A 26,791-nucleotide genomic window follows, 5' to 3' on the forward strand; every position below is an offset into this window, starting at 1 on the left:
AGAGCGCTCTCAGAGGTGTCGCCTACGGACTGTAGTCCAGTTCTTCGGACAGGTCCATGCCAATCACGTCGCCCGATTCCCGGCGCGGTCCCGGAGGATCAGGGAGTGATCAGGGGCAGCCCCGAGGCGCGCCACGGCGCACGGAACGCGTCCCACCGGCCGACGGGTACGTCCGGGGAAGTGGTGTCCCAGATCCGCACGGGGCCGTCCGCGGTGGCGAGCGGTGGCCACCCGGGGTCCCCGGTGGCCGCGAAGTCCGCCCACGCGCGCGTCATGCGCGACGAGAGTTCGCGGTCCGCGGCGCCGGGAGGCCCGCCGATGAGGAAGTGGACGTTCTCGTCGTCCAAGGTGCCGAAGGCGAACGGGATGTCCGCGCAGTGCCAGGCCCTGACGGGCCTCCCCCGGCCGTCGCGCCTGCGGACGAAGCGTGAGAGGCGGGTCCGGCCGCCTCCCCGCGCGTGGGCCTCGGCGAGTCTGCAGCTGTACTCGCCGAACTGGAGGTCCCCGTACACGGCCAGATAGGTGTCGTGCACGGAGGCATCCGGTGCGAGCCCCCGGTAGGCGTCCAGTACCCCTTCCTGGATCCGGAAGTCCGCGGCGAAGGCGGCGAACCGCCCCTCCTCGGTGACCCTCGCGCAGCTGCCCACCGCGTCCAGCAGCCAGAGTTCGTCCGCCGTGTGACACACCAGCAGGTCGGCCTCCCGGCCGGCGCCACGGGCGAACGCCGTGAGCGGGTCGAGGGGCAGGGCGGCGCCCCCCGCCACCGGTCCGTAGATCGCCGGATCGTAGTGGCGGGCTCCGGATGCGGGGTCGCGCCGGTACCCGTCGGTCACCCGGTCGGAGGCATCGACCAGTACCTTCGGCGAGGCGGACACCAGCCCGTCGAACGTGGCCGGCACACCGGCCTCCGCGGCCACCTCCGCCGTGGTGCGGGCGGCGGACCCGGGCGAGGCACAGGCGTTCACGGGGCTGTGGGCGATGGCGCGCCGGAACAGGCCGCGCGCCCCGTCCATCGCCATCAGGCAGGCGACCGAGGTCGCCCCGGAGGACTGTCCGGCCACGGTGACGCGGCCGGGGTCGCCGCCGAAGGCGGTGATGTTGTCCCGCACCCATTCGAGGGCGGCGATCTGGTCGAGCAGACCCCGGTTGTCCGGGCAGGCGCCGGCGCCGGGGGCGGGCGGGACATGCCCGAATCCCTCGAAGCCCAGCCGGTAGTTGAGCGTGACGACCACGAGCCCGTGGCCGGCCAGGGCGGCACCGTCGAAGTCCGGCTGCGCGGAGGAGCCGAACACGTAGGCACCCCCGTGTATCCAGACGAGCACCGGCAGCGCGTCGCCGTCGTAGCCAGGCGTCCAGATGTTGAGGCTGAGGACGTCCTCGTCGCCCGGGGACCAGGCGGGCGACCCCGGCAGTTGCGCGGACTGCGGTGCCACGGGGCCGAAGACGGCACAGTCCCTGGTCCCGTCCCAGGCCGCTGCCCGGCGCGGGGCCCGGAACCTGTCGGCGCCGAACGGTGGCGCGGCGTAAGGGATCCCGCGCAGCACGACCACTCCTGGCGTGGACACGAACGCTGTACCCGCGACCGTCCCGCTCTCCGTCGTGAACACCCTCATGCGCGCTTCCTTCCACCGTTGCCCCGCCGACGGCCGGGCGGGAACGGTGATCAGCCTCGCACCGGACGGGCGGACTGGGCCAACACCACAATCGCGTCGATCCACGCGGTCGCGATGTGGATCGCGGCCGGAGCGACGCCTCTGGGCCCGAGGCCGAGGGCTCTGTCCGGATCTGTGGGATGTACGGCGCTTCGGCCATGGCGGCACATCGCCGCGGCGCGGATCCTGGAGTGGCGGGGCCGGAGCGCCCGGCCCGCCTACGAGACCTCGGGTGGCACCATGACGACCGACTACTCACCGACGGCCGGTGTGCGGGTACCGGATACGGAACTCGCTGCCGAGGCGACCGCGCTGGTGCGGGACGTGACCGACGACCTCGTCTACCACCACTCGCGCCGGGTGTACTTCTTCGGCGCGTTGCAGGGACGGGTACGCGATCTCTCCTGGGACCCGGAACTGCTCTACGTCGGGGCCATGTTCCACGACCTCGGGCTCGGCGAGCGCTTCCGCACCAGCGGCAGGCGCTTCGAGGTGGACGGTGCGGACGAGGCGCGCCGGTTCCTTCGGTCGCACGGCGTGCCCGAGGACAGCGTGCGGCGGGTGTGGACGGCCATCGCCCTGCACACCACGCCGGGCATCCCCGCCTTCATGGAGCCCGAGGTGGCGCTGGTGACGGCGGGTGTGGAGTACGACGTGCTCGGCCTCGGCTACGAGGACGTCCCCGAGACGGACCGTGCCGCGATCGTCGCGCTCCATCCGCGGCCGGACTTCAAACGGCGGATCCTGGCCGCTTTCACCGACGGAATCCGCCCGAAACCGGAGACGGCCTTCGGCAACGTCAAGGCCGATGTGCTCCAGCACTACGTTCCGGGCTTCGAGCGCGGGGACTTCGTCCGCACGATTCTGGACTCGCCGTGGCCGGAGTGACGCCCTCACCGGGGCGCCGCGCTCACGTGGTCGCGGTGCTCGCGTTCGACGGCGTACAGCTGCTGGACGTCACCGGGCCCGCCGAGGTGTTCACCACGGCCAATGCGTACGGGGCCCGTTACGTGGTCCGGACCGTCTCCCTGACGGGTGAGGACGTCCGGACGTCCGCGGGAGTCAGGATCGGGGTGGACGGTCCGCCGGAGAGCCTTCCTCCTCGTCCCGGGACACTGCTCGTTCCCGGCCGCCGTGAGTGGCGCCGGGTGGTGGCCGACCGGCAGCTGGTGGCCCGGGTGCAGGAGCTGGCCGGTCGTGCCGGCCGGACGGCCTCGGTCTGCGCAGGCGCGTTCCTCCTGGCGGAGGCCGGGCTGCTCGACGGGCGCCGGGCAGCGACGCACTGGCGGCTGGCCGGCGAACTGGCCGCCGCCTACCCCGCGGTGTCGGTCGAGGGCGACCCCGTCTTCGTACGCGACGGGGACGTCATCACCTCGGCAGGGGTCACGGCCGGCATGGATCTCGCGCTGGCCCTGGTGGAGGAGGACCACGGCGCGGACGTCGCCCGCTCCGTGGCCCGGGAGCTGGTCGTGTTCATGGCACGGCCGGGCGGTCAGTCCCAGTTCAGCGCGCGGCTCGCCCCGCGTGAACCCGGCCATCCCGTCGTCCGCCGGGTGATGGACGCCGTGGGAGCCGATCCCGGAGCGCGGCACGATGTGGAGACCCTTGCCCGTGACGCGGGGGTCAGCGCCCGTCACCTCGGTCGGCTCTTCCGGGCGGAGACGGGGATGACTCCCGGCCGGTACGTCGAGTCCGTGCGCCTGGAGGCCGCACAGGCACTGCTCGCCGGAGGCAGCGACCCGGTGGACTCGGTGGCCGAGGGAGCGGGGTTCGGCTCGGCGGAGACGATGCGGCGGACGTTCCAGCACGTACTGGGTGTGTCGCCCACCGTCTACCGCGCACGGTTCCGTACGACGATGGCCTCCGGCAGGGGCGCCCACACGTGACGGGTGCCCCGGACACGGAACGGGGCACGGGTCCGCTCCCCTGCCTCAGCTCCCGGCGAGTTCCCGCACGGTGGCCATGTCGCTGAAGGGCAGGAGCGCGTCACCGACGATCTGGAACGGCTCGCTGCCCTTGCCCGCGATGAGGACGATGTCCTCGGGGCCTGCCGCCGAGAGGGCGAACGCGATGGCCCGGCGGCGGTCGGTGAAGCGTTCGTACGGGGTGCCGGTCTCCGCGATGCCCGGGGCAACCTGGTCCAGGATCGCCTCCGGGTCCTCGTGGCGCGGGTTGTCCGACGTCAGCACACACAGGTCCGAGTGCGTTCCGGCGATCGTCCCCATCTCGGCACGCTTGGTGGTGTCCCGGTCCCCGCCGCAGCCGAACACGGTGATGACCTTGGAACGGGCGAAGCCGCGGATGGTGCTCAGCACCTTGTCCAGCGAGTCCGGGGAGTGTGCGTAGTCCACGATGACCGAGGTGCCTCCGGCGGTCGTCATGCGCTCGAACCGGCCCGGGACCTGCGGCATCCGCTCGAGCGCGGCGACGAGGCCCGGCAGGGCGTGCCCCAGGGTGTGGCAGGCCGCCACCGTGGCGAGCGCGTTGGACACGGAGAACCTGCCGGGCGCGGGAATGGCCGCCGGGTACTTACGGCCGTCGTGGTGCAGCGTGAAGCGGGTGCCCGAGGCGTCGACGACCAGATCGGTGGCCCGGTAGTCGGCCTCGGTGTCGAGGGCGTACGTGGTCACCGCGCCGGGCATCATCGCCCCGATACGGGCGCTCACCGGGTCGTCCGCGTTGACCACGGCGTGCCCGCACAGCCCCTGGAAGAGCCGGAGTTTGGCGTCCCGGTAGTTGTCCATGGTCCCGTGGTCGTCCAGGTGGTCCTGGCTCAGGTTGGTGAAGACCCCGACGTCGACGAAGGTCCGGTCGACCCGGTGCGTCAGCAGGCCCATGGACGTGGCCTCCAGTACCACGGTGCCTGCCCCCCGGTCCCTCATGCACCCCAGCAGGTACTGCAGGTCGGGGGATTCCGGCGTGGTCAGCACCGACCGGGGCATCGGGATCAGTTCGTCGCCGATACGGCTTCCGGAGGTCCCGATGACCCCGGCCTTCGCACCCTCGGCGATCCGCAGCACGGACTCGACCATGTAGGAGACCGAGGTCTTCCCGTTGGTACCGGTGATCGCCACCATGTTCATCCGCCGGCCCGGCTCGCCGTGGTAGCGCGAGGCGACGACGGCCGCCGCCGTCCGGGCGTCCGGCACCCGCACGACGCAGACGTCCCCCACTGTCGCGGGCAGCACGCAGCCGTCCTCCACGAGGACCGCCGCGGCGCCCCGGGCGACGGCGGGGGCGACCGCGTCCGGACCGCCCTCCAGATGGCCGGGCACGGCGATGAACAGCGAACCCGGCGCCACGCGGTCCGCGTCGAAAGCCGTCCCGGCGGTGATGTGCGTCTTCTCCGGGTCACCCTGGAGGATGTGGTGGTTCTGTCCGGCCAGCAGCTCGCTCAGCTTCAAGGTGGTCCCTTCGAGGGTGGCTCGAGCCGGGGGGCGGCCGTCGCCGGAACGCCGCTACGGCGGTGCGCCGAAGCAGCGGTGGTGAGGTCGGGCGCGTGCGATGTGGAACCGGTGCTCGCGTGGTCGCGGAGCACGCGGGAGCGGGGCGCGGCGTCGCCCCTGGAGCGGTGGCCGCTGAAGGTCGCTAGCCGTGTCCGTGGAGGGCGGTACGGCAGCGTGCGGGCACACCGAGGGCGGCCTGGTGCAGGCACTTCCCTGTGACACCGGTGCGGACCATGGGCCGAGTGTACGTCCGGACGGGTGGTCCGGATTCCGCTTCAGGGGCGCGCTGCGGCCCCCCGCCCCCTCGACGCACCGAGCAGCGCGGCCGTGAACGGGTGCTGGGGAGCCGTCAGGATCCGTTCCCGGGGCCCTTCCTCGACCACCTGTCCGCCGTCCAGCACGGCCACCCGGGTGGCCGGCGCCGCGGTGTCGAGGTCGTGCGTGATCAGGACCACGCTCGGTCCGTTCGGCCGGCGCATCAGGACGGCCAGCAGGTCCAGCAGGGAGCGTCTGGTCACGGGGTCCAGTCCTGAGGTGATCTCGTCGCAGACCAGCACCCGGGGCCGTGCGAGGAGCGCTCTGGCGAGGGCCGCACGCTGGAGTTCGCCGCCGGACAGGCGGCCGGGCAGCCGGCGGGCCAGGATTTCGTCCAGTCCGAGGTCCGTCAGCACCTGACGGGCCTCCGCCGTCGCCTCCCGGTGGCCGGTGCCGTGCAGGCGTACCGCTGTGCGGGCGACCTGGTCCAGGACCGGCCGGTGTTCGTCGAAGGCGGCCCGCGCGTCCTGGAAGACGTACTGCACGGCGGCGAGCTGCTCCCGGCTGCGGTCGCGCAGGCTGCGCGGCAGCGCCTTCCCTTCGAGCAGGACCGTCCCCGTGTGGTCGCGGTGGAGGCCGGCGAGACAGCGGGCGAGGGTGGTCTTGCCGCTGCCGGAGCGCCCGACGACGGCGAGGCATTCGCCGCTGCGGAGGGTGAGCCGGTCCACGCTGAGCACCGTGACTCGGGAACCACCGGTCCGGTGGCGGGCGGTGAGTCCGCCGACCGTCAGCAGCTCCGCACCGGTGAGTTCGGGGTCGGCGTACGGCAGCGTCCTCGGCTCGGCGAGCAGTTCCTTGGTCCACGGGTGCGTGGGGGCGTCCAGGACCCGGTGGACCGGGCCCTGCTCCACCACGCGGCCACCGCGCATCACCAGCACCTCGTCGGCGAGTTCGCGTACGACGTCGAGGTCGTGGCTGAGCAGCAGTACGGCGATGCCCCGCGCCGCCACCGCCGCGAGCTGGCCGACGACCCGACGCTTGGTCAGGGCGTCCTGCCCGGTGGTGGGTTCGTCCGCGACGATGACGCGGGCGCCGAGAAGAAGGGCCTGGGCCAGGACGACGCGCTGCTGCTGGCCGCCGGACAACTGGTGCGGGTAGCGGTCCAGCACCTCCTCGGAGCCGGTGAGCTGGGCATCGGCGAGAGCTTCGGTGACGCGCTGTCGCGCCGCGTCTCGACGCCGCGACCGGGGCAGGTCCCGGACCTGTCGGCGCGCCATGTCGCGCAGGAGGGATCCGGTGCGGCGGGCCGGGTTGAGGACGGCGGCGGGGTGCTGGGGGACGTAGCCGATCCGGGCGCCTCGGACGTCCACCTCACCCGTCACCCGCGCGCCCGCGGGGTACTCGCCGAGCAGGGCCAGGCCGGTGGTCGTCTTGCCGCTGCCGGACGCGCCGACCAGTGCGGTGACGGTGCCGGGCCGGATCCGCAGCGAGACCCGGTCGACGAGCGCCCGGCCGTCGACCTCGACGGTCAGACCGGAGACGGTGGCGATCACAGGGTTCTCGTTCATGGGCGGCTTCCCGGGCGACGGCCCTTCGGGGGCGGGGTGTGTTTCTCCATGGCGGCGTCGACGAGCAGGTTGCTGCCCATGGTCAGCGCGACGATGAGCAGGGCTGGCACGACGACCGCCCAGGGCTGGATGAGCAGGCCGGTGCGGTTGCGGTCCACCATCACGGCCCAGTCGGCGGCGTCCGGGGCGACTCCGATGCCCAGGAAGGCCGCGGTGGCGACCAGGTAGAGGACCCCGGTCAGCCGGATCCCGGCGTCGGCGGCGAGTGTGCGCAGGATGGACCGCCCGACGTATCCGACCGCGAGTCGCCACCAGCTCTCCCCCTGCATGCGCAGCGCCTCCACGGCCGGCCGGGACGCCGCCTCCGCCGCGGCGGCGCGCACGATCCGGGCGGCGTCCGGGATCGAGACGAAGGCCACCAGCAGAGCGAGCCCGGCGGCTCCGGGTGGAAACGCGGCGGCGACCAGCAGGATCATGAGCAACGAGGGGACGGCCAGCAGCACGTCCAGGGGACGCATCAGCACTTCTTCCAGCCACCTTCGGTGGGTGAGCGCGCTGATCAGCCCGAGCGGCAGGGCGACGAGGTACGCGAGCGCCGTCGCCGCGAGGGCGACGAGGACGACAGGCCGTCCTCCGAGCAGCACCTGTTGCACGACGTCCCGGCCGACAAAGTCCGTGCCCAGCCAGTGACCTCCCCCGACGGTGAAGGAGGCGCCACGGGCCGAGGGCTCCCCGACGAGCAGCGGTCCCGCCAGTGCGAGGCCGAGCGGGACCGCGGCGACGGCCGCCCCGGGGCCGTATCTGCGGAGCCGCTTCACGCCGCCACCCCCGACCGTGGTGCGAGCCGGTGGGTGACGAGGTCGGCGCCGAGGTTCAGCACGACGGTGGCGATGCCGAAGACCACGGCGAGTCCCTGGACGACGGGGATGTCGCGGTCGGCCACCGCGTTCATGAGGACGGTGCCGAGTCCGGGGATCACGTAGAGGGCCTCCACGACGATGACGCCGCACAGCAGCCAGTCGATGGTGCGCGCGAGCTGCTGGGTGGCGGGAGCGAGGGCGTTGGGCAGGGCGTGCCCGTAGCGGATGCGGGCCCCGGAGATTCCGTACCGCGTGGCGTGCGCGGTGTACGGGGCTGCGAGCGCCTCGATCATGCCGGCCCTGACCAGCCGGGCCAGCGAGCAGACGGGCCGGGAGAGCAGGACCAGGACGGGCAGGACGAGCACGGCGGGATGCGCGAGCAGACCGGTGCCGTAACCGACGGCTGTCGGCGGGAGCCAGCCGAGCCGCAGGGCGAAGACGCTCACCAGGAGCACTCCGAGGGCGAACTCGGGTACGGCGTAGACGCCGAGGGTGGTGGAACTGATCAGCCGGTCGGTGAACCGCCCCTCGTGGCGGGCGGCGAGAACGCCGAGGCCCACCCCTGCCGGGACCAGGAGCACGACCGTGACCGAGGCGAGGAGCAGGGTGGGGCCGAAGCCGTCCGCGAGGTATCCGGCCACGGGCCGTCCGGAGGTGAGCGAGGTGCCGAAGTCGCCGTGCAGCAGCCCCATGACCCAGTCGGCCAGCCGTTCGTGGGCGGGCCGGTCGAGGCCCATCGCCTCGCGGACGGCCGCGATGCGCTGGGGGTCCGGCTGGTCCCCGGCGAAGGCCACCGCGGCGTCGCCCGGCAGCGCCTCGGTCAGCGCGAAGACCAGCAGCACGACGGCCGCGGTCTGCAGGACACCGAGGAGCAGCCGCCGGGCGATCCAGGAACGGAGTCCGTTCACGCCAGCCAGACCTTGTCGAAGCGCGCCCAGTCCAGCGTGTTGGCGGGTGCTTCACGGGCGACGCCCCGCAGGGACCGCGCGGTGCCGAGGATCCAGTCACCGAAACCCCAGACGAGGAAGCCTCCTTCGGCGTGCAGTTGTCGCTGCATCCGTCCGTAGAGGGCGGCCCGTGCCGTGTTGTCCTTGGTGGACTGGGCCTGCTGGTACAGCGCGTCGAAGTTCTTGTCCTGCCACTTGGTGGCGTTGGTGGTGGAGTCGGTGAGCAGCCGCTGGGAGATGTGGGACTCGATGGGCATGGCTCCGGACCGGTAGCAGCACAGCGTCCCGGAGTCGAGGATGTCCTTCCAGTAGGAGTCCTTGCTGCCCATCCGTACGTCGACGGTGACCCCGGCGCGTGCTGCCTGGTCCCGGAAGATTCCGGCGGCCTCGGTGAAACCGGCGGCGACGGCGGAGGTGTCGAGGGTGACCTTCAGGCCTTCCGCGCCCGCCTGCGCGAGGAGGCGGCGGGCCCGGCCGATGTCCTGTTCGCGCTGCGGGAGTTCGTCCGCGTAGTACTCGTACCCCTTTCCGAAGAGGTCGTTGCCGGTCTCGCCCGCGCCGGACAGGGCGCCGTCCACGAGTTCCTGACGGTCGGCGATGAGGAAGAAGGCCTCGCGGACCCGGGGGTCGTCGAAGGGCGGGCGGTCGGTCTTCATGGCGAAGGCCTGCATCGCGCTGTTCCGCAGCCGGACGATCTCGATGCCGCCCGCCTTCTCGTGGGCGCGTCCGGTGGCGGGGTTGAGCTCGTGCGCGTACTCGACCTGGCCGCCCAGGAGCGCGTTGATCCGTGCGGACTCCTCGTTGGCGACGATGAACTCGAGCTCGTCCAGGTGCGGGGCCCCCTCCCAGTGGGCGTCGTTGCGCCGAAGGACGGTGGAGCGCCCGGGGGTGAAGGAGACGAACCGGAAGGGGCCGGAACCGACCGGCGCGCTGTCGAAGGCGGTGGCGCCGTCTGGGACGACGTAGGTGCCGAAGGCGGCCAGTACGTTGGGGAATTCGGCCGTCGGCCGCTTGAGCACGAACTCGACGGTCCGCTCCCCCGTCGCGCGGCTCGCCTTCAGATCGATGGGTTCGAGGGATGCACGGGCGCGGTACGCCTTCTCCGGGTCGGCGATGCGGCGGTAGCTGTACAGGACGTCGGCGGCGGTCACGGGCTTCCCGTCGTGGAACTCCGCCTGCCTCAAGGTGATGGTCCAGCGGTCCAGGCCGGCGTTGGGCTCCCACTTCTCGGCCAGGCGCGGCACCGCGGACAGGTCGGCGCCGTAGTCGGCCAGTTTGTCGAAGAGCGCCTTGCTCCGGGCGGCATCGGCGAAGAGGTTTCCCAGATGCGGGTCGAGGGTCTCGCTCGCGCCTCCTCCTGCGAAGGCGGCGCGCAGCCGGCCGCCGCGCCGAGGGGTCCCGTCCCCCTTGCCGGCGGCGGTCCCGGTGCCGTCGGATCCGGAGCATCCTGCGAGGGCGAGTGCGCCGAGACCGGCCGCGCCCCCGGCCGCGGCGAGGAAACCGCGCCTGCGCAGGCCGGGGAAGCGTTCGTGTCTGTCGGCTGATGCGGTCATGACTGTTCTCCTGTTGCTGGGTGTGCTGAATGGCCGGCGGACGGCACAGCCGGCGCGGTGACGGCTTGTTGCCGGATCACCCGGCGGACCGCGTGACGGATCTCCTCGCCGACTTCCTGGCGACGAGGTGGATCCGGTCGCCGTCGGCGGCGGTACCCGGTACGGCGCCCGGCTGCCAGGCCGGTTCGGTGCGTGGCCCGGGGCCGTCGTACAGGGCGAGGACGTCGAAGCCGTGGACGGTGAGGAAGTGGCGCAGTTCCTGGGGCAGGAGCAGCCGCCACGCGGAGTGCTCCTCGACGGGCGGGCCGCCGTCGTCGGCGGTCCAGCCGCGGGTACGCCGCAGGAGCTGGGCGGCGCGGTCGATGTGCAGTGCGGTGGTCGAGCGGTACGTCGTGCCCTGCCAGGTGAAGCACGAGACCGCGGGCGCGGCGGGGGGTTCGTCCCGGCCGAGGAAGTACGCGCCGTTGCGCATCTCCGCGACCAGCAGACCGCCGGGCACCAGCGTCCGGCGGCACGACGCCAGGAATCCGTCGAGCTGCTCGTTCGTGTGGCAGTACAGCAGTGAACTGTCCAGGCACACCACGGCGTCGAAGACACGCTGACCGAAATCGAACCGGCTGAGATCGGCCTGTTCGTACACCGGTCCCGGGTGGTGGGTGCGCGCGTGGGCGAGCATGGTGCCCGAGAGGTCGGCGGCCGTGACCCGCCGGCCGGCTCCGTGCAGGAACGCGGCGTCACGGCCGGTCCCGCAGCCGAGGTCGAGAACGGCCGGGCCGGCGCCGTACCGTCCCAGGAGGTCCTCGGCCCAGCGCCCGGCAAGGCGGTCGGGGTCGGGGAACCTGGCCTCGTACAGGTCCGGGCGGTCGGTGAGCAGGTTTCCCGTCCGGCGCTTCATGCCGTCACCGCCACGGGGGCGGGCTGTGTCCGGGGCAGGGTGCCGTTGCGGTGCAGCCAGGTCACGCCTGCCGCCGAGGCGAGCCCGGCCACGAGGCAGCAGGCCCAGGGGAGCAGCGTTGCCAGGCTGTCGGCGCCCCCTCGCCGGGCGGCGTCCATCGTCCAGCCGACAGCCGCGTTGCCGACGGCGGCGGCGATACCGGAGACCGCGTAGAAGATCCCGAAGTACGTACCCGTGAGCGCCTGCCTCCCGAAGCCGGGGATCAGCTCCATGACGAAGGGCTGGGCGGTCATCACCCCGAGGTGCAGGAGGAGGGCTCCGACGATCACGGGCAGGGCGCGAACGGCCGCGTCCAGGGCGCCGGCCGGTTGCGCGCCCGTGCCCGCGACGAGCATCGGCGGTACGAAGGCGAGCCCCATCAGCACCAGACCCGTGGCGATCCAGCGCCCCCTGCTGCCTCGCCCCTTCAGCGCGCGGGTGATCCGCAGCTGGAAGGCGATGCCGGCGATCGTGCCCACGAGGAAGACGAGTCCGGCGGCGCCGTCCCATCCGGTGGCCTGCCGGGCACCGGCGGGCAGCAGCAGATAGAGCTGGTTCTCCAGGGTGAACATGCCGACCATGGCCAGCGCGAAGGCGAGGAAGGCGCGGTTGCCGACGACTTCACGCCAGTCGGCGGCGACGCTGCCCGTGGCCGGTGGCACGTCCCGGGCGGGGAGCACCAGAGCCTGGGCCACGGTGAGGAGGGCGAAGATTCCGGCGGCGGTGAGCGCGGAGGCCCGGAAGTCGACGAGCAGCAAGGCACTGCCGAGGAGGGGGCCGACGAGGGCGCCGGTCGTCGCGAAGACGTTGAACAGGGCGAACGCCTCGGCCTTGCGCTCCCCCGCCTCCTGGGCGAGGTAGGTGCGGACGGCCGGGTTGAACAGGGCGCCGGCCACCCCGCTGAGCACGGAGGCGGCGAGCAGTACGGGCAGTCCGTCGCCGAGCGCGAAGAGGGCGAAGCCCACGGTGCGTATCGCGCAGCCGGCGATGATGACGCCGCGGGCGCCCAGCCGGTCGGCGGCGGAACCGCCTATGAGGAAGAGGCCCTGCTGGCTGAGGTTGCGTACGCCGAGGACGATGCCGACGACGGCCGTTGACATGCCGAGGTTGTCGCCGAGGTGGGTGGCGAGGAAGGGGACGAGCAGATAGAAGCCGGTGTTGACACCGAGTTGGTTGACGAGCAACAGGCGTATGGCGAGCGGAAACTCGCGGATCTCGCGCAAGGTCCTCATGAGGCGGCGCTCCGTGTCCCGGCTTCGGCGCGGGGCCGTACGCCGAGTCCCGGGCTCCCGTCGGCTGCGACGAATCCGTCCTCGCCGCCGATGCCCGTCCAGGGGTCGTGGGCGAGCAGGAGATGTCCGTCGAGGTCGGTCCAGCGGGCGTGGTCGGCGATGTGCACCGCGGGGGCGATACCGAGCGTGCTGGCGGTCAGGCAGCCGAGCATCAGATCTGTGCCACTGTCCTTGATCAGGGCGGCGATGCGGAGCGCGGCGTGGACACCTCCGCATTTGGCGAGTTTGACGTTGATCCCGTGGACGCGTCCGGCGAGCCGTCGCGCGTCCTCGTAGGTGACCGCGTCCTCGTCCGCGATGACGGGAACGGGCGAGCGGGCGGCGAGCCGCGCGAGCGCTTCCGGGTCGCCGGGGGGCAGGGGCTGTTCCACGGCCTCGATGCCGAGATCGGCGAACCGGGACAGGAGCGTGCGCGCCTGTCCCTCCGGCCAGGCCCCGTTGGGATCGAGGAGGAGCCGTGCTGCCGGGGCCGCGGCGCGGATCGCGCGTACCCGCTCCAGGTCGGCTTCCTCGTCCCGGTCACCCGCCTTGATCTTGATCACGGAGAACCCTGCCCCGGCGAGCCTGCGGGCCTGGGCGGCCGCCTCTCCGGGGGAGGTGAGGGAGATCGTCCGGGCGGTGGCCGCCCTCGGCGCCACTGAGGACCCGAGGAGGTGGTGGACGGCCGTTCCGGTGCGCTTGCCCACCAGGTCGAGGAGGGCCGCCTCGGTGGCGGCGGTCACCGCGGCCGGGGTGTCCGCGGCCGTGAGATCACCGGTGCGCAGGGCGTGCAGCGCGGTCTCCGGTCCGGCGGAGCGGGCGAGCCTCTCGCCGGTCCGGGCGGCGAGACGCTGCAAGGTGGCCCTGTCCAAGCCGTAGAAGACGCTGGTGACGGCCTCTCCGTGGCCGCTGAGCCCTTCGTGCTCGACGGTGAACCGCACCGCGTCGCGGGCGGTCATGGTCGACCGGGAGATGCGCAGCGGCTCGGCGAGGACGAGCCGCACGGTGTGCTGGGTGAGTTTCACGGCTGCCTCTCCCGTCGTTCCGCCAGCGGATCGGTGACGGTGGTGCATCTGGCCCATCCCCCGGTCTGCGGGACGCGGGGGTGCGTGACATCGACCGGAGACCCGGCCGCGAGGCCGGTGTCCAGGTGGTGGGCGGCCAGGAAGTCGTCGGCGTAGACGCTGCCGAGATAGCGGTGGGGCCCGTCGGGAAAGACGGTGGCGACCGCCGCCCCGGGGTGGGTGCGGGCGGCCCAGGCGGCGACGCGTGCGACGGCTCCGGTGCTCCAGCCACCGCTCACGAAGTTGCCCCGGGCCAGACGCCGGCAGGCGTCGGCGGCCTCGGCCGGGCCGATCCAGTGGACCTCGTCGAATGCGTCGTAGGCGACGTTGCGCGGGTGGATGCTGCTGCCGAGACCGCGCATCAACCGGGGGGCGGCGGCCTGCCCGAAGATGGTGGAACCCGCGGAGTCGACGGCGATGAGACGCAGGTCCGGCCAGTGCCTGCGGAGCGGTCCCGCGATCCCGGCGCTGTGACCTCCCGTGCCGACGCTGCAGACGAGGATGTCGAGGTGGTCGAGCTGGGTGGCCAGTTCGGCCGCGAGCGAGGCGTAACCCGCGGTGTTGTCGGGGTTGTTGTACTGGTCGGGCCAGTAGGCGCCAGGCAGCCGGGTGAGCAGGTCGCGCAGCCTCTCCAGACGGGCGCCCTGCCAGCCGCCGCGTGCGGCAGGACGGTCCACGAGCTCCAGGCGCACGCCGTACGAGTGGAGCAACTGCCGCATGGAAGGCTCCAGTTCGCTGTCACCGACGAGGACCACGGGATGTCCGAGGGCCTGTCCGGCGAAGGCGAGTCCTATGCCGAGCGTTCCGGAGGTCGACTCCACGACCGGTGCGCCGGGAAGCAGTTCGCCGCGTTCTTCGGCGCCCAGGAGCATGGAGACGGCGGCCCGGGCCTTCATTCCGCCGACGGCGTGCCCTTCGAGCTTGGCCCAGAAGCCGGGGTGCGGCAGCGGCAGCCCGGTGGTGATCCGGGCCAGCGGGGTGCGGCCGAGGAGGGCGAGGAGCTCGCGGTTGGGCGAGAGGGCGGGCAGGGATGCCGTGGTCACGTGGTGCCTCCGTCGTCCGCGCGGTAGCGGTGGATGGTGCCGGGTCCGCCGTCGAGCCAGAAGAAGGGGTATGGCTCCGCGCACACCGCTGCCACTCCGTCGCCGAGGAAGCGGGGCAGGACCGCGCTTCCCGTCTGGGCGAACATGACCAGTGGCCTGGCGTGCTCCCGGGCGCTCCGGCGCAGCGCGTCGAAGGTTCCGTTGCCGAGCGTCATGCCGGAGGCCAGTACCGCGTCACAGCGGCCGACCTCCCTGAGGGCATCCGTCCCGATGGGCTCTCCCCACTCGGTGGTGCCGCCTTTCAGGTCACATGGGATTGCGCTGATTCCGCGTGAACGCAGCTCTACCAGAAGGGAGTTGACCACCCCGACGACCAGGACCGTGCCGCCGTGTGACACGTCCAGCAGGTCGACCACGGCGGCGGCCCGTGCCTGCGAGCGCTCCAGCGAGCTTCCGGCGGGGATGGTCACGGGCTGCGCGCCGTGGAGCGGGGTGTGCGGCAGGACGTCCATCAGGTAGGCGTCCAGTGCGGCGACACGGACCGGCAGCAGCGGGTGGGCGAGGAGCGCGGCCACGTCGGCGCCGGCGCAGTCCTCGACGGTCCCGGGGGGAAGCTCTCCCGGTTCGACCGCGCACGATCCGACGGCCCGGTCGAGGCGGAGGCTGAGGACCTCGTTGCGGTATCCGCCGTGCCGCCCGTCGTGCCGTACGGCCTGGGACGTCGTGAAGGCCACGGCGATCCTGCGGGACCGGGGGGCCGGCCCCAGCTGACCGCGAAGGGCCTGGTCGAGGAGGGTGTCGAGACACCGGGCGGGGGTGCGCGAGGCCGTCGTCATGAGCGCACCAGCAGAGGGCGCACTCCCGCGAGCAGCGCCTCGACGCGGTTGCGGGCGCCCAGCCCTGTGGGGTCGCCCGCCATGACGTGCCCGAGATACGCGTTGTTGCTGTCCGCCACCTCGACCGTGCGGCCCGCCTCGGCGACCTGGACCTCCAGCACTCCCTCGGCACCCCGCACAGCGTCGGCGCCTTCCACGGAGGCGAGCGTTCCCGCGACGTCGGGTACGAGGAATCCGATGGCGGCACTGCGCAGTCCGGTGTCGCGGCGGACGAGGTCGGGCTCCCGCCCGAGCGCGACGTCGATGCAGGCGGCCGCGAGGTCGATCCCCGTGACGTGGCGGACCAGCTCGGTGATGCGGTTGCCCGCGGGGCGGGGGTTGACCTCCACGACCCGGGGGCCGTCGGCCGTCAGCTTGATCTCGGTGTGCGCCACGACGTCGTCGAGGCCCAGCGCCGCCCCGGCGCGGAGTGCGGTGCCGGTGACGTCGGCCAGGTCGTCCGGGGCGAGGGCGGCAGGGAACATGTGGCCGGTCTCGACGAAGGCGGGCGCCCCGCCGACGCTCTTGTCCGTCACACCGACGACGTGCGCGACGCCGCGGCACGTCACGGTCTCGACGCTCACCTCGGGGCCGCGGAGGAACTCCTCGAGCAGGATGTGGGGCGTGCGCCGCTGGCCCCTGGCGTTGTGCGGGAAGGCCGCCAGTGCCCGGCAGGCCTCGGCCAGCTGTTCCGGGCCGTCGACCCGGCGGACGAGCATGCCCGCACAGAGGTCCACCGGCTTGACAACCAGCGGATAACCGATGTCGCGGGCGGCCGCGGTGGCCTCCGCCCCGTCGGCGCACACCGCGAAACGAGGGCCGGGCACCCCTGCGGCGGCCAGGACGCGGCGGGTGGTGTCCTTGCGGCAGGCGCTCTCCACGGCTGCGGCCGAGGGACCGGGCAGGCCCAGCAGCGTGGCGATCCGAGCGGCGGCCGGCAGGTAGTAGTCACAGGACGTGACCACCCCGTCGAAGCGCAGGGCATGGTGCAGTCGCTCGACCTGGGGAAGCAGCGTGCCGATGTCGTTGGTGGGCGCCGTGACCACATTACGGGCGGTGAGCAGCGGGTGCCCCGCTCCCTCCGGCGCCGAACGGAGGTAGTGGTGCAGGTCGCGGGTGAGAAATGTGAAGTGGTGTGCTCCCTCCTCCAGCGCTCGCGGCAGCAGCCTGCTCATCGATCCCACCCAGCTCTCGACCACCAACAGATGAGCCACGAACTCGCCTCTTCTCACAGTGCCGTTGGGATTGCGGGCAGGCAGAGTTCATCCCCGAACAGGGACTTCCCGCCCAACCGCACACACGCTATCGATAATCGTTTTCATTGTCATCTGAAACAGCCTCAGTGCCGGGGAGACACCGGCTTCCGTTGCGCCCCTCGCCGGACCGGAGTGGAATTGCGTACAGGGGACCCGGAGGAAGGGGTACGCCATGACCGACAGCGACCGGGGGGACGACGTCTACCAGCCGCAGGAGCCCGAGGCCTCGGACCCCGCTGACCTGCTGGATGTGGAGGACACCCTGGACATGTCCGGGGCCGCCGACGTCCTGGACGAGGGCTACTCCCCGCCGGACCGGCCCTGGGCGGTCGACGACGAGGGCACCACCGCCTCCGAACAGCACACGGGCGAATCCCTCGACAGCCGTCTGACCAGGGAGGTTCCCGAGGACGCCGACCCTGTCCAGGGGTGGCCCGGCGATCCGGCGGACAACGACGGGGAGGTCGACGACACGGGACTGGGGGCGAACCGCGCGGGCAGGCTCACGCAGGAGGGAGACGGGCACGTGCCCTCCACACTTACGGCCCAGGACGTCGGCATCGACGGTGCGGCGGCGTCCGCCGAGGAAGCGGCGATGCACCTGATCCCCGAGGAACAGGATCTCTTCGAAACCGAGCAGACGCTCTGAGGAAGACCCCCCTCGGTGGCAGGTCCCCCTCCGGCCCTCCTCCTCCGGCCTTCCTCCTCCGCGGACTCGATTCCCCCTGGAGGCGCACAGCATCAGCGCTGCACCGGCCTCCTCGTTCACGCGTGCGAGCCCGGCACGACGCGGAACAGCAGGTCGAGGGACTCGTGAGGGTGGCAGCCGCTGCGGGAGCGTTCGCCGATGAGGTCGCGGGTGACGGGGCCCTCTCGTGCGCCGGTGCGAGAGCGCGTTCGCGTTCAGCCTCCCCGGCAGGCTGAACCCGCCGGCGCGTTTGGTGGCCGGCAGCCCATGCCTCAGTGGACAGATGTGAGCCCGTGGCGACAGGTGCACGGACGCGCAGGCCGAAACGCGCCCGTGTGCTGCCCGCGCCCCTGAAAACGCTTGGACGCCGACCGCCCGGCCACGGAAGACTCTTCTCCCCCGGACCACTTGCCACGAAGGCGCGTCGGGCGTCTCCGGCCGGTGCGGTGCCGTGCCCTTCCGGGGCGGGGATCTCCCACCGGGAGCGAAGTCCGGAGCAACTGCCCGCGAAACGACATGAGGTCGGCATGGGATCGCAGCAGTCTCAGAGCGCCGGACCGGGAAGAGGCCCGGTCCGGCTCGCACTCCGCCACTACCTGCGGGAGCTGTCCCGCCAGCGCAGGCTTTCCGTACCCGCACTCACGCTCCCGGCCCTCGGCAACATAGGAATCACGTACGTCGCGCCGCTGGTCGTCGCCAAGCTCGTCGGCCGGATCTCCGAGGACGGGGGGACAGGCGTCCGCGAGGCGCTCCCCTACGTCGGCGTGTTCGCCGGAGTCCTGCTTTTCGCCGAAGCGATGTGGCGGGTCGGGTTCCACTGCCTCAACCGCGTCGACGCCCGTGGCATCGAGCACCTGTACGTCGTCGGCATGGACGAACTCTTCGCGAAGGACGCCGCGTTCTTCCAGGACAACTTCGCCGGATCGCTGACCAAGCGGGTGCTGAGTTTCGCCTCCCGCTTCGAGGAGTTCGTCGACACCCTCACGTTCAGCGTCGTCGGCAGCCTGGCCCCGCTGTTGTTCGGCACGGTGATCCTGTGGACCTACGACCCCCTGTTGGTGGCCGGCCTGCTGGTGATGATCACATTGACCGCCGCGTGCGTCGCACCACTCATCCGCCGCCGCCAGAAACTCGTCGACCTGCGCGAGGAGGCGATCGCCCGGGTGTCCGGCCACGTCTCGGACGCGCTGATCAACATGGACACCGTGCGCGCGTTCGCGGCCGAGGAACGCGAGGCCGCCGAACACCGGGCACGGGTCGCTGAGTCCCGGCGGCTGACACTGCGCTCGTGGGACTACGGCAATCTCCGCATCGACACCCTGGTCGCGCCGCTGTCGGTGCTCACCAACGGGCTGGGACTGCTCCTCGCCGTCGGGATCGGTGCCGGTGGCGGCGGCGTGGAGGCCGTCGTGGTCGCCTTCGCCTACTACACGGGGTCGACCCGCGTCATGTTCGAGTTCAATCAGATCTACCGCCGTCTGGAGAGCTCGATGACCGAGGCCGCCCAGTTCACCGAACTGCTCCTCGTGCCCCCTACGGTGCTCGACCCCGCGACACCCGAGCCACTGGGTCCACGGGGCTCCGACGTCCGGTTCGAGAACGTCACCTTCGCCCACGGCGGGGGCGATCCGATCTTCGAAGGACTCGAACTGAACGTGCCGAGCGGGGCGAGGATCGGTCTGGTCGGGCGGTCCGGCGGCGGCAAGACCACGCTCACCCGGCTGCTGCTGCGGATGGCCGATGTCCGGTCAGGCCGCATCCTGATCGGAGGTCAGGACATCAGTCGGTTACGCCAGTCCGATCTGCGGAGCCTGATCGCGTACGTCCCGCAGGAACCGGCCATGTTCCACCGCACCCTGCGCGAGAACATCCTCTTCGCCCGCCCCGACGCGACCGACGCCGAGATCCGCGCCGCCGCCGACGCGGCCCACGTCACCGAGTTCGCCGGGCAACTCCCCGCGGGCTTCGACACCATGGTCGGGGAGCGCGGCGTCAAGCTCTCCGGCGGCCAGCGTCAACGGGTCGCCCTCGCCCGGGCGATCCTGCGCGACGCGCCTGTCCTGCTGTTGGACGAGGCGACGAGCGCACTGGACTCCGAGAGCGAGACCCTGGTACAGCAGGCGCTGTGGCGGCTCATGGAGGGCCGGACCGCGCTTGTCGTGGCGCACCGCCTGAGTACGGTCGCGGCCATGGACCAGCTCATCGTGCTCGACCACGGCCGCATCGTCGAGCAGGGCACGCACCAGGAGCTCCTGCACACCGACGGCGCCTACGCCAAGCTCTGGCACCACCAGTCCGGCGGCTTCCTCGTCGACACAGCCACCGGTGGGTCCTCCGCCCCGGCCGATCAGGTGCGGTGACGGGTGCGGTCCCCTGATCGCGATGACGACGCGCGTCAGGGGATCGCGTGCCCCCGCCGCTCCGCACGGGCCATGTCCCGCCCCCGGTGCCACGCCGCTCCGCACGCGTACTCGGCAGTTGTCGCACGGACCTGCCGTGACGGCCTCGACGCCTGACTCGAAGACCACCTGCATCCCGGCCTCTCCGCGGCGGCATCACGCGAGGGAGGGGCGTCAGCGACCGTCACGCAACCCGAGAACGTAGGCCGCGGTGAGAGCGACAGCACGGTCCTCGTCATCTGACAGCTCCACGAGCGCACGCGAAGCCGTGGCTCCGGGGATATCCGCGAGCGCTTCCGTCAGCCGTCGGCGTACGGATGACACCGCGGTGCGGTGGGCCAGGCGATCGACGAGCCTGCCGGCGATCTCCTCCGCCAGCGCGGGACGGCTCGCCAGTGCGCTCAGCGCATCGGCCGCATCGACGTCGTTGGTCTGCTCGACGACCATGTCGATGAGCGTCGGGACCGCGTCGGCCACTCCGCGTGCCCCCAGTGCCAGAGCCGCATACCTGCGCACCACGAGGTCCGGATTCCCCAGGGCGTCCCTCAGCAGGGCGGTCGCCTCACCGTCCGGAATCTCGGCGATCGACCGGACGGCACGTTTCCGCACCTCCGCCGCCGGCGAACCGAGGCCCTCCGCCAGCAGAGCCGGTCCTGCGTCGCCCGATTGCGCCAGAGCCCACCGAAGGGCTCCGGCGACATTCGGGTCCGTCTCGCTCAGCACCGCCTCGACCAGCGCCTCCACCGGCACCGGTACCTCGTCGACCGAGGCCATGGCCGCGCGCTGGCGCCTTCCGGCGCTCTTCGACCCCAGCGCCTGGAGGAGGGCCACGGTCTGGAGGACGTCCTCCCAGCCGGCGGGTTCGGCGGCACCGATCCGGCGGAGCCGCGTGAGCAGCTCCGTCTCCCCCGCGATGCGTTCCCGCGTCTGGCGGATGAGATCGCCGACGAGCTCCGAAGGCGTGAAGCCGGGCTCCTCGAGCGCCCGCCGGACATCACGCAACGACAGCCCGAGGGACCGCAGGCTCTCGATGTGGAAGATCCGCCGGATGTCCTCGCCGGAGTACTCACGATAACCGGCGTCGGTCCGACCCGTCGGGCTCACCAGACCGAGCGAGTCGTAATGCCTGAGCATGCGTGCACTGACCCCGGACCGTCGCGCGACGTCACCGATCAACACTTATCGTCGCTCCTCACGGCCGGTCGTGCCGAGGGCTACGACACGCTTCGCCTCCTCGAGCGCGAACTCGAATCCGGCATCCGGGTCGTGCAACAGCCGTTCCGTGGCGATCGCGTGGGCGCGCACTCGGGGGTCGAGATCCGCCGTCGCAGCGCGCAGAATCGGCAGAATCACCTCACCCAGCGCGATCAACGCCCTGCTGAGGCTTAGCTGCGTCTCCCGTTCACCGCGCCCGAACTGTGCCGACATTACTGCGGCCAGCGCGCGCTCTTCGCCTTCGGGCACGAGCACCACCGCTGCCCGCCAGGCACTCCGCGCCACCTCGTCGTCGGCGTCGGACAGAAGCGCTCGTGTGATCGCCGGCCACGCCTGCCGGTCCCCGATCTTGGACAGCGTGTGCAGAGCCTGGCTTCGTGCCTGCGCACGCTCCGAGCGGACGGCCTCGAGCAGTCCCGGGACCGTCGTCGACGCGGAGTGGCGGGTGAGCGCCCACGTGAGCATCTCGCGCACATGGAAATCGGGTTCGATCGCGCACCGCTCGATGAGCGTGTCGACGAACCGTGGGTCAGGGCTCGTACCGACCGCCAGCGCCGCCCGCAGCCGTACCGACGAACGGTTGTCCTCCAGGCCCTGGAGCGTTCGCAGCGTATTCGTGTCGTGTCCCGGCATGGTCATAGGGCCACCTCCTCGGCCACAGTGAAGACCTTGTCACGGTGTCAAGGTCAAGCGGGACGCGGCCGGTGACACCCGCATCCGGCGCGGCGACGACCGATGCGGATACGGGCGTGCAGCGCGCGGGGAGACCGGGCCCGTGACCTCCCGCTGACGAGCCGGCCGGAGACCACTCCAGGCCCCGCCCCCAGGTGTTCGGTCATGCGGCCCCGCGGCATCGAGGGGCTCATTGACTTTACGGACGATCACGCTGAGACTCGATCACATGCACGAGGTCCAGCCCCTTCCCAGCGAGCGCTGTCCCCACCTCGTCCGCGCGTCAAGCGCCGGGTGTTGATCTTCACCCTTCCCTCCCGCCGCTGCTCCTGATCACCCGCACCTGATCCGACTTCGTCGTCATGTGCTGTCCGGGCGCGGCGGACTGCCGACCGGCGTATACCGGCTTCGCCCGCCCGGTCCCGTGCGGGTGTCCTGACCGGCCCGGTGCACACGGACCGACTCGCCCTGCTCCGGCCCTGACCCCGGCAGGGACGATCCCCCTGACCTCGGCAGGGACGATCCGGCGCCGCACGGCACCCCCTCCTCACCACCGGCCCGGCCCGCCGCGCTCCGGCGCGCGGCCGATCAGCGATCGGAAGACATGATGAGCCCGAAGTTCCTCTGGTACATCCCCAACACCGTCGAGCCCGGCCACCGCGGCGATGACACCACGAACGGCTGGGGATCCATCGAGTACTCGACCGACCTCGCCCGCACGGCGGAGGAACACGGCTGGAGCGGCGCGCTGCTCGGGACCGGTTGGGGGCGCCCCGACACCTTCACCGTGGCCACGGCACTGGCCGCGCGCACCACGACGTTCCAGCCCCTGGTCGCGGTCCGTCCCGGATACTGGCAGCCGGCGCACCTGGCAGGTGCGGCGGCCACCCTCGACCAACTCAGTCGCGGACGGGCCCTGTTCAACATCGTCAGCGGAGCGGACAACCTCGGCGCGTACGGTGACACCCACGTCGATCCGGCTCGACGCTATGCCCGCACCCAGGAGTTCCTGCATCTCCTCCGGCGCCTGTGGACCGAGGAGGACGTCACGTTCAGTGGCGAGTACTACCAGGTGACAGGATCCACGGTCGCACCACGCCCGTACCTGACCGGTGCGAGGTCGCATCCCACGCTCTACTTCGGCGGCGCCTCCCCGGCCGCCGAACGGGTCTCGGCGTCCGAAGCGGACGTCCAGCTCTTCTGGGGCGAGCCACTGGCCGGTGTCGCCGAACGCATCGACCGGCTCAAGACGTTGAGCGACCGGGTGGGCCGCCGGCACAAGCCCCTGGAGTTCGGGCTGCGGATCACCACCGTGGTGCGCGACACCACCGAGGAGGCGTGGCAGGCGGCGGAGGAGAAGGTCGCCGCGATGGCAGCCGCCGACCGAGCCGTCTGGGCAGGCAACGGCCGGACGGCGGTGGGACAGCAGCGGCTCTTCGACCTCGCCGCCCGGGGCGAGGTACTCGACACCTGCCTGTACACCTCTCCGGCCAGGTACGGGGCCGGCGGGGCGGCGAGCACCTGGCTGGTCGGCTCGCCCGACGACGTCGCCACCGCGCTGGAGAACTACCGCGAGCTCGGCATCACTCACTTCGTCCTGTCCGACACCCCCTACAAGCAGGAGATCATCCGCATCGGCGACCGACTGCTTCCCCTGCTGCGCGGGACCTCCGACTGACGGGTACCCGCGCCACCGGCGCCCGCCCCACGGCCCCTAGGGCCGACGGCCTGTCACGAATGACGGTCGCCGGGCCTGGCATGCGAGCACGGCCGTGCCGCCTGCGGACACCGTGCCGGGGCGCCGGGCGTACGCCCCGGCACGGGCCCACCCGGTGCAAGAGCTCGCAGGAGTACCTGGAGATCCCGGACGTCGGGACTCTTCGATACATCCAGCGTTCCGCCATGTCGAGGTAGATCGCGGTATCCGCGACTCCGACATAGCGACGCTCCACGTCACGCCTCCTTCAGTACGCCCGGTCCGAGGAACGGTCTACACGTCACCTACGGCCGCATTAACCCAAAGCCTCGCTGAGAGCCGGACGGGGCGTCCGGGGAACTTCCCGACACCAAGGCGGTCCCAAAGGCCGAGATCGGCTGAGCGTCGTAGGCTCGAATCCGGTATCAGCACGAAAGTCCGTCAATGTGCCGGACACGACACAACCGAAGGCAGGGTCATCATGAGTAGCACAGCTCAGATCGGTGTCACCGGACTCGCGGTGATGGGCCGCAACCTGGCCCGCAACTTCGCCCGCAACGGGTACACCGTGGCCCTCCACAACCGCACCACTGCGAAGACACGCGCCCTCGTCGAGGAATTCGGCGACGAGGGGGACTTCGTCGCCACCGAGTCCGCGGAGGACTTCGTCGCGGCACTGGAGCGCCCTCGGCGCTTGGTGGTCATGGTGAAGGCCGGCGACCCGACGGACGCGGTGATCGCGGAGTTCGCCCCGTTGCTCGAACCCGGCGACATGATCATCGACGGCGGCAACGCCCACTTCGCCGACACCCGCCGCCGCGAGAGGGATCTGCGCGACCAGGGCATTCACTTCGTCGGCACCGGCGTCTCCGGCGGCGAGGAGGGCGCCCTCAACGGGCCCAGCATCATGCCAGGCGGCAGCAAGGAGTCCTACGCCTCCCTGGGCCCAATGCTGGAAAAGATCTCCGCGAAGGCCAAGGACGGCGCCCCCTGCGTCACCCACATCGGCCCCGACGGAGCTGGCCACTTCGTAAAAATGGTACATAACGGGATCGAATATGCGGATATGCAACTGATCGCCGAGGCCTACCAGTTGCTGCGTGACGTGGCGGGCTACTCCCCCGCCGAGATCGCTGACATCTTCCGCACCTGGAACACCGGTCGCCTGGACTCCTACCTCATCGAGATCACCGCCGAGGTCCTCTCCCACACCGATGCGGCCACGGACAAGCCCTTCGTGGATGTCGTCCTGGACCAGGCGGAACAGAAGGGCACCGGCCGCTGGACCGTGCAGATCGCCCTCGACCTGGGCGTCCCCGTCTCCGGCATCGCCGAGGCCGTCTTCGCTCGGTCCGTCTCAGGACACGCCGCCCTCCGCGAGGCCTCCCGCCACCTGGCCGGCCCCACGGCCAGCACCTTGGGCAAGGACGAGGCTGCAGCCTTCGCCGACCAGGTCGAACAGGCCCTTTACGCCTCGAAGATCGTCGCCTACACCCAGGGCTTCCACCAGATCGCCGCCGGCAGCGAGCAGTACGACTGGAACATCAACCTCGGCGAGGTCGCCGCCATCTGGCGTGGCGGATGCATCATCCGCGCCGCGTTCCTCGACCGCATCAGCAGCGCCTACGAGGCGCAGCCCCAACTCCCCAGCCTCCTCGCCGACAAGAGCTTCGCCAAAGAGATCGCCGCCGCCCAGGACGACTGGCGCACCGTGATCGCCACCGCCGTCACCCAGGGCGTCCCCACCCCCGCCTTCGCCGCCACCCTCGCCTATTACGACTCCCTGCGCGCCGAACGCCTCCCCGCCGCCCTCACCCAGGGCCAACGCGACTACTTCGGCGCACACACCTACCACCGCTCCGACCGCGAGGGCACCTTCCACACCCTCTGGGGTGGCGACAAGACCGAGACCGAAAGCTGACCGACCATCGCGACGCAAAAGGACGCAAGGGCGCGAGGGAGAAGAACGCCCCGATCCACAGCCGGCACTCATGTCCTCTTGTACGCGGAGTACAAGGAACCGCTGCACGCCGCTCCCCCGCCGATGGCCAGGAAATCGAGCTCCTCCAGTATCAGGGCGATCACGTCGTCGGTCTTTCCCGCCCCCGTCACTTCATCCGCCCCCCGATCGAGAGAGCGCTCTCCAAGCTTTCGTCCGCGAGGGGCCCACGTCATGTCTCCTGCTGATCAACCGTCACCTGCGCACACGGAAGGCCCGGTCGCCCCGAGTACGGGAGAGGGCGACCGGGCCGGTGCGCATCGCCGACCGGCTCAGGGCAGTCGGTGGTCCGCGTTCAGCACGGTCCCGCGTTCGGGGCGGTAGAGGTCGAAGCCCCGTGTGTCGCACTGCAGGCCGCCGACGATGCAGTGGTCGACCAGGGCCTTGAGGGTGCGCTCCTCCCACGCGTTGAAGAAGTCGTAGTGGAAGGAGTAGCCGCGGCCGCTGGCCAGGCGGACCTGGGACATGTCGCCGTTGACCGGCCACGCCATCTTGAACTCGATCATCGGCAGGGCGACGGGGTGGGAGGCCGGGCACATGTTGTCGTTGGTGCCGGGCCTGACCACCGGGTAGGCCATGTGGCTCTTGTGGTCGGGGGTATCGAGGTACAGGCCGTTCCAGCAGCTGGGTGCCTGCATGCGCAGGTTGAGCTGCACGTCGGGCCGGTTCGGACAGCTTGCCGGGATGTCGGTGTTGAAGAAGCTGTCACCGCATTCCCAGCCCTCGACGAAGCCCTTGTGGCTGCGGAACTCCTGGGCGCTCTGCATCGGGTTGCCGACGACGAACCGCAGCCCCTTGGGGAAGGGACGGACGCTCCGGTAGTCGGTGACGCCGGCCTTGTAGTAGATGACCTGCGGGCCGGCGGGCAGGATCTTCTGGTCGCCCTTGTACAGCGAGGGCATCCAGTACGCGGAGGCGTCCGCGGGCGCCTTGCAGGTGGTGTTCCCTCCGTAGAGCGAGCCGGTGGTGCTGGCGGCGTTGGTGGAGGTGTTGCCCATGAACGTGTGGTCGTGCGACTTGCCGAACTGGCCCGGGTAGACGATCGGGTCGTCCGGGGCGGTGTGGGTGACGGCGCAGCCGGCCTGGAACTCGTGGTGGTAGGCCGGCGGCGGGGTGGCTGTGGACGGAATGACTCCGGTGACCTGGGGTACGGCCGGTATGTAGCCGTCTCCGTCGGCGTCGTCGCCCGAGGCCTGGGTGGACGCGGCCATGACGTGTCCGCTGTGGGCGTCGGCCGCGACGGCGGAGGGCGGGGCGCTGTTGTCCGTGTCCGCGGCGGAGGCCATGGTGCCGATGCCGAGGACGCTGGCGACAAGGGCCGTACCGAGGAGGAGTGCGGGGAGCCTTTTCGGACTCGATCTCATGGGGATCTCCTGCCCATGGGGGGGCGCGTGGACG

Annotated in this window: 22 protein-coding genes; 6 read left to right on the plus strand and 16 right to left on the minus strand. The window is 71.5% G+C overall.

Going from position 1 to position 26,791, the window contains the following annotated elements; genetic code table 11:
* Positions 1-98: 98 nt before the first annotated feature.
* Entirely contained in the window at positions 99-1,613 is a 1,515-nt protein-coding gene (locus tag OO67_RS22495) for a carboxylesterase/lipase family protein (protein ID WP_033302941.1), read from the minus strand.
* 279 nt (positions 1,614-1,892) lie between these two features.
* Between OO67_RS22495 and OO67_RS22500 the strand changes: the two genes are divergently transcribed.
* Complete coding sequence (locus tag OO67_RS22500) at positions 1,893-2,540, plus strand: HD domain-containing protein (protein ID WP_033302942.1); 648 nt, start codon at positions 1,893-1,895, stop codon at positions 2,538-2,540.
* Entirely contained in the window at positions 2,528-3,538 is a 1,011-nt protein-coding gene (locus OO67_RS22505; RefSeq protein WP_244300292.1) for a GlxA family transcriptional regulator, read from the plus strand. The genes OO67_RS22500 and OO67_RS22505 overlap by 13 nt, the downstream gene beginning before the upstream one ends.
* Before the next feature lie 45 nt (positions 3,539-3,583).
* Here OO67_RS22505 and OO67_RS22510 read toward each other — a convergent pair whose 3' ends face one another.
* From OO67_RS22510 to OO67_RS22560, 11 genes are all read right to left on the minus strand, one after another.
* Positions 3,584-5,056: a UDP-N-acetylmuramoyl-L-alanyl-D-glutamate--2,6-diaminopimelate ligase gene (locus tag OO67_RS22510; RefSeq protein WP_033302943.1), complete on the minus strand. Its 1,473-nt coding sequence runs from the start codon at positions 5,054-5,056 to the stop codon at positions 3,584-3,586.
* Between the two features lie 317 nt (positions 5,057-5,373).
* Positions 5,374-6,921, minus strand: a complete 1,548-nt coding sequence (locus tag OO67_RS22515) for an ABC transporter ATP-binding protein (protein WP_033302944.1) — start codon at positions 6,919-6,921, stop codon at positions 5,374-5,376.
* Positions 6,918-7,739, minus strand: a complete 822-nt coding sequence (locus OO67_RS22520; RefSeq protein ID WP_033302945.1) for an ABC transporter permease — start codon at positions 7,737-7,739, stop codon at positions 6,918-6,920. Before OO67_RS22520 ends, OO67_RS22515 begins: the two co-directional genes overlap by 4 nt.
* Positions 7,736-8,689 carry an ABC transporter permease gene (locus OO67_RS22525; RefSeq protein ID WP_033302946.1) on the minus strand — a complete coding sequence of 318 codons (954 nt, stop codon included), beginning with the start codon at positions 8,687-8,689 and terminating at the stop codon, positions 7,736-7,738. Before OO67_RS22525 ends, OO67_RS22520 begins: the two co-directional genes overlap by 4 nt.
* Complete coding sequence (locus tag OO67_RS22530) at positions 8,686-10,281, minus strand: ABC transporter substrate-binding protein (RefSeq protein WP_033302947.1); 1,596 nt, start codon at positions 10,279-10,281, stop codon at positions 8,686-8,688. Before OO67_RS22530 ends, OO67_RS22525 begins: the two co-directional genes overlap by 4 nt.
* Before the next feature lie 76 nt (positions 10,282-10,357).
* Complete coding sequence (locus OO67_RS22535) at positions 10,358-11,176, minus strand: class I SAM-dependent DNA methyltransferase (protein ID WP_033302948.1); 819 nt, start codon at positions 11,174-11,176, stop codon at positions 10,358-10,360.
* A complete protein-coding gene (locus OO67_RS22540; protein ID WP_033302949.1) occupies positions 11,173-12,447 on the minus strand; it encodes an MFS transporter in 1,275 nt (424 codons plus the stop codon). The genes OO67_RS22535 and OO67_RS22540 overlap by 4 nt, the downstream gene beginning before the upstream one ends.
* Positions 12,444-13,511 (minus strand): enolase C-terminal domain-like protein, encoded by a 1,068-nt coding sequence (locus OO67_RS22545; RefSeq protein ID WP_033302950.1) that lies wholly within the window; start codon positions 13,509-13,511, stop codon positions 12,444-12,446. The genes OO67_RS22540 and OO67_RS22545 overlap by 4 nt, the downstream gene beginning before the upstream one ends.
* Positions 13,508-14,593 (minus strand): PLP-dependent cysteine synthase family protein, encoded by a 1,086-nt coding sequence (locus OO67_RS22550; RefSeq protein ID WP_033302951.1) that lies wholly within the window; start codon positions 14,591-14,593, stop codon positions 13,508-13,510. Before OO67_RS22550 ends, OO67_RS22545 begins: the two co-directional genes overlap by 4 nt.
* Positions 14,590-15,429 carry a Rossmann-like domain-containing protein gene (locus OO67_RS22555; RefSeq protein WP_033302952.1) on the minus strand — a complete coding sequence of 280 codons (840 nt, stop codon included), beginning with the start codon at positions 15,427-15,429 and terminating at the stop codon, positions 14,590-14,592. Before OO67_RS22555 ends, OO67_RS22550 begins: the two co-directional genes overlap by 4 nt.
* Positions 15,426-16,682 (minus strand): ATP-grasp domain-containing protein, encoded by a 1,257-nt coding sequence (locus tag OO67_RS22560; RefSeq protein ID WP_033302953.1) that lies wholly within the window; start codon positions 16,680-16,682, stop codon positions 15,426-15,428. Before OO67_RS22560 ends, OO67_RS22555 begins: the two co-directional genes overlap by 4 nt.
* Before the next feature lie 214 nt (positions 16,683-16,896).
* Here OO67_RS22560 and OO67_RS22565 point away from each other — a divergent pair, with 214 nt between their 5' ends.
* The gene (locus OO67_RS22565) at positions 16,897-17,373 is read left to right on the plus strand and encodes a DUF5709 domain-containing protein (RefSeq protein ID WP_033302954.1); all 477 of its coding nucleotides are present in this window, start codon (positions 16,897-16,899) and stop codon (positions 17,371-17,373) included.
* Positions 17,374-17,939: 566 nt separating this feature from the next.
* Positions 17,940-19,772, plus strand: a complete 1,833-nt coding sequence (locus OO67_RS22570; protein WP_033302955.1) for an ABC transporter ATP-binding protein — start codon at positions 17,940-17,942, stop codon at positions 19,770-19,772.
* 213 nt (positions 19,773-19,985) lie between these two features.
* Here the strand turns inward: OO67_RS22570 and OO67_RS22575 are convergent, their stop codons facing one another.
* Both OO67_RS22575 and OO67_RS22580 read right to left on the minus strand, forming a co-directional pair.
* Positions 19,986-20,990, minus strand: coding sequence for a HEAT repeat domain-containing protein (locus tag OO67_RS22575; protein WP_033302957.1), 1,005 nt, complete (start codon positions 20,988-20,990; stop codon positions 19,986-19,988).
* A complete protein-coding gene (locus OO67_RS22580; protein WP_033302959.1) occupies positions 20,991-21,665 on the minus strand; it encodes a HEAT repeat domain-containing protein in 675 nt (224 codons plus the stop codon). It abuts the gene before it with no gap.
* Positions 21,666-22,302: 637 nt separating this feature from the next.
* Here OO67_RS22580 and OO67_RS22585 point away from each other — a divergent pair.
* Positions 22,303-23,376, plus strand: coding sequence for an LLM class flavin-dependent oxidoreductase (locus tag OO67_RS22585; RefSeq protein ID WP_244300293.1), 1,074 nt, complete (start codon positions 22,303-22,305; stop codon positions 23,374-23,376).
* Between the two features lie 499 nt (positions 23,377-23,875).
* Complete coding sequence (gene gndA / locus OO67_RS22590) at positions 23,876-25,315, plus strand: NADP-dependent phosphogluconate dehydrogenase (RefSeq protein ID WP_033302960.1); 1,440 nt, start codon at positions 23,876-23,878, stop codon at positions 25,313-25,315.
* A gap of 68 nt (positions 25,316-25,383) precedes the next feature.
* Here the strand turns inward: gndA and OO67_RS40520 are convergent, their stop codons facing one another.
* Together OO67_RS40520 and OO67_RS22595 are read right to left on the minus strand one after the other, a co-directional pair.
* The gene (locus tag OO67_RS40520; RefSeq protein WP_279626908.1) at positions 25,384-25,506 is read right to left on the minus strand and encodes a hypothetical protein; all 123 of its coding nucleotides are present in this window, start codon (positions 25,504-25,506) and stop codon (positions 25,384-25,386) included.
* Between the two features lie 159 nt (positions 25,507-25,665).
* Positions 25,666-26,757: a DUF1996 domain-containing protein gene (locus OO67_RS22595; RefSeq protein ID WP_033302961.1), complete on the minus strand. Its 1,092-nt coding sequence runs from the start codon at positions 26,755-26,757 to the stop codon at positions 25,666-25,668.
* Between the last annotated feature and the right edge of the window lie 34 nt (positions 26,758-26,791).

The organism is Streptomyces atroolivaceus (assembly GCF_000717025.1).
GTDB lineage: Bacteria > Actinomycetota > Actinomycetes > Streptomycetales > Streptomycetaceae > Streptomyces > Streptomyces atroolivaceus.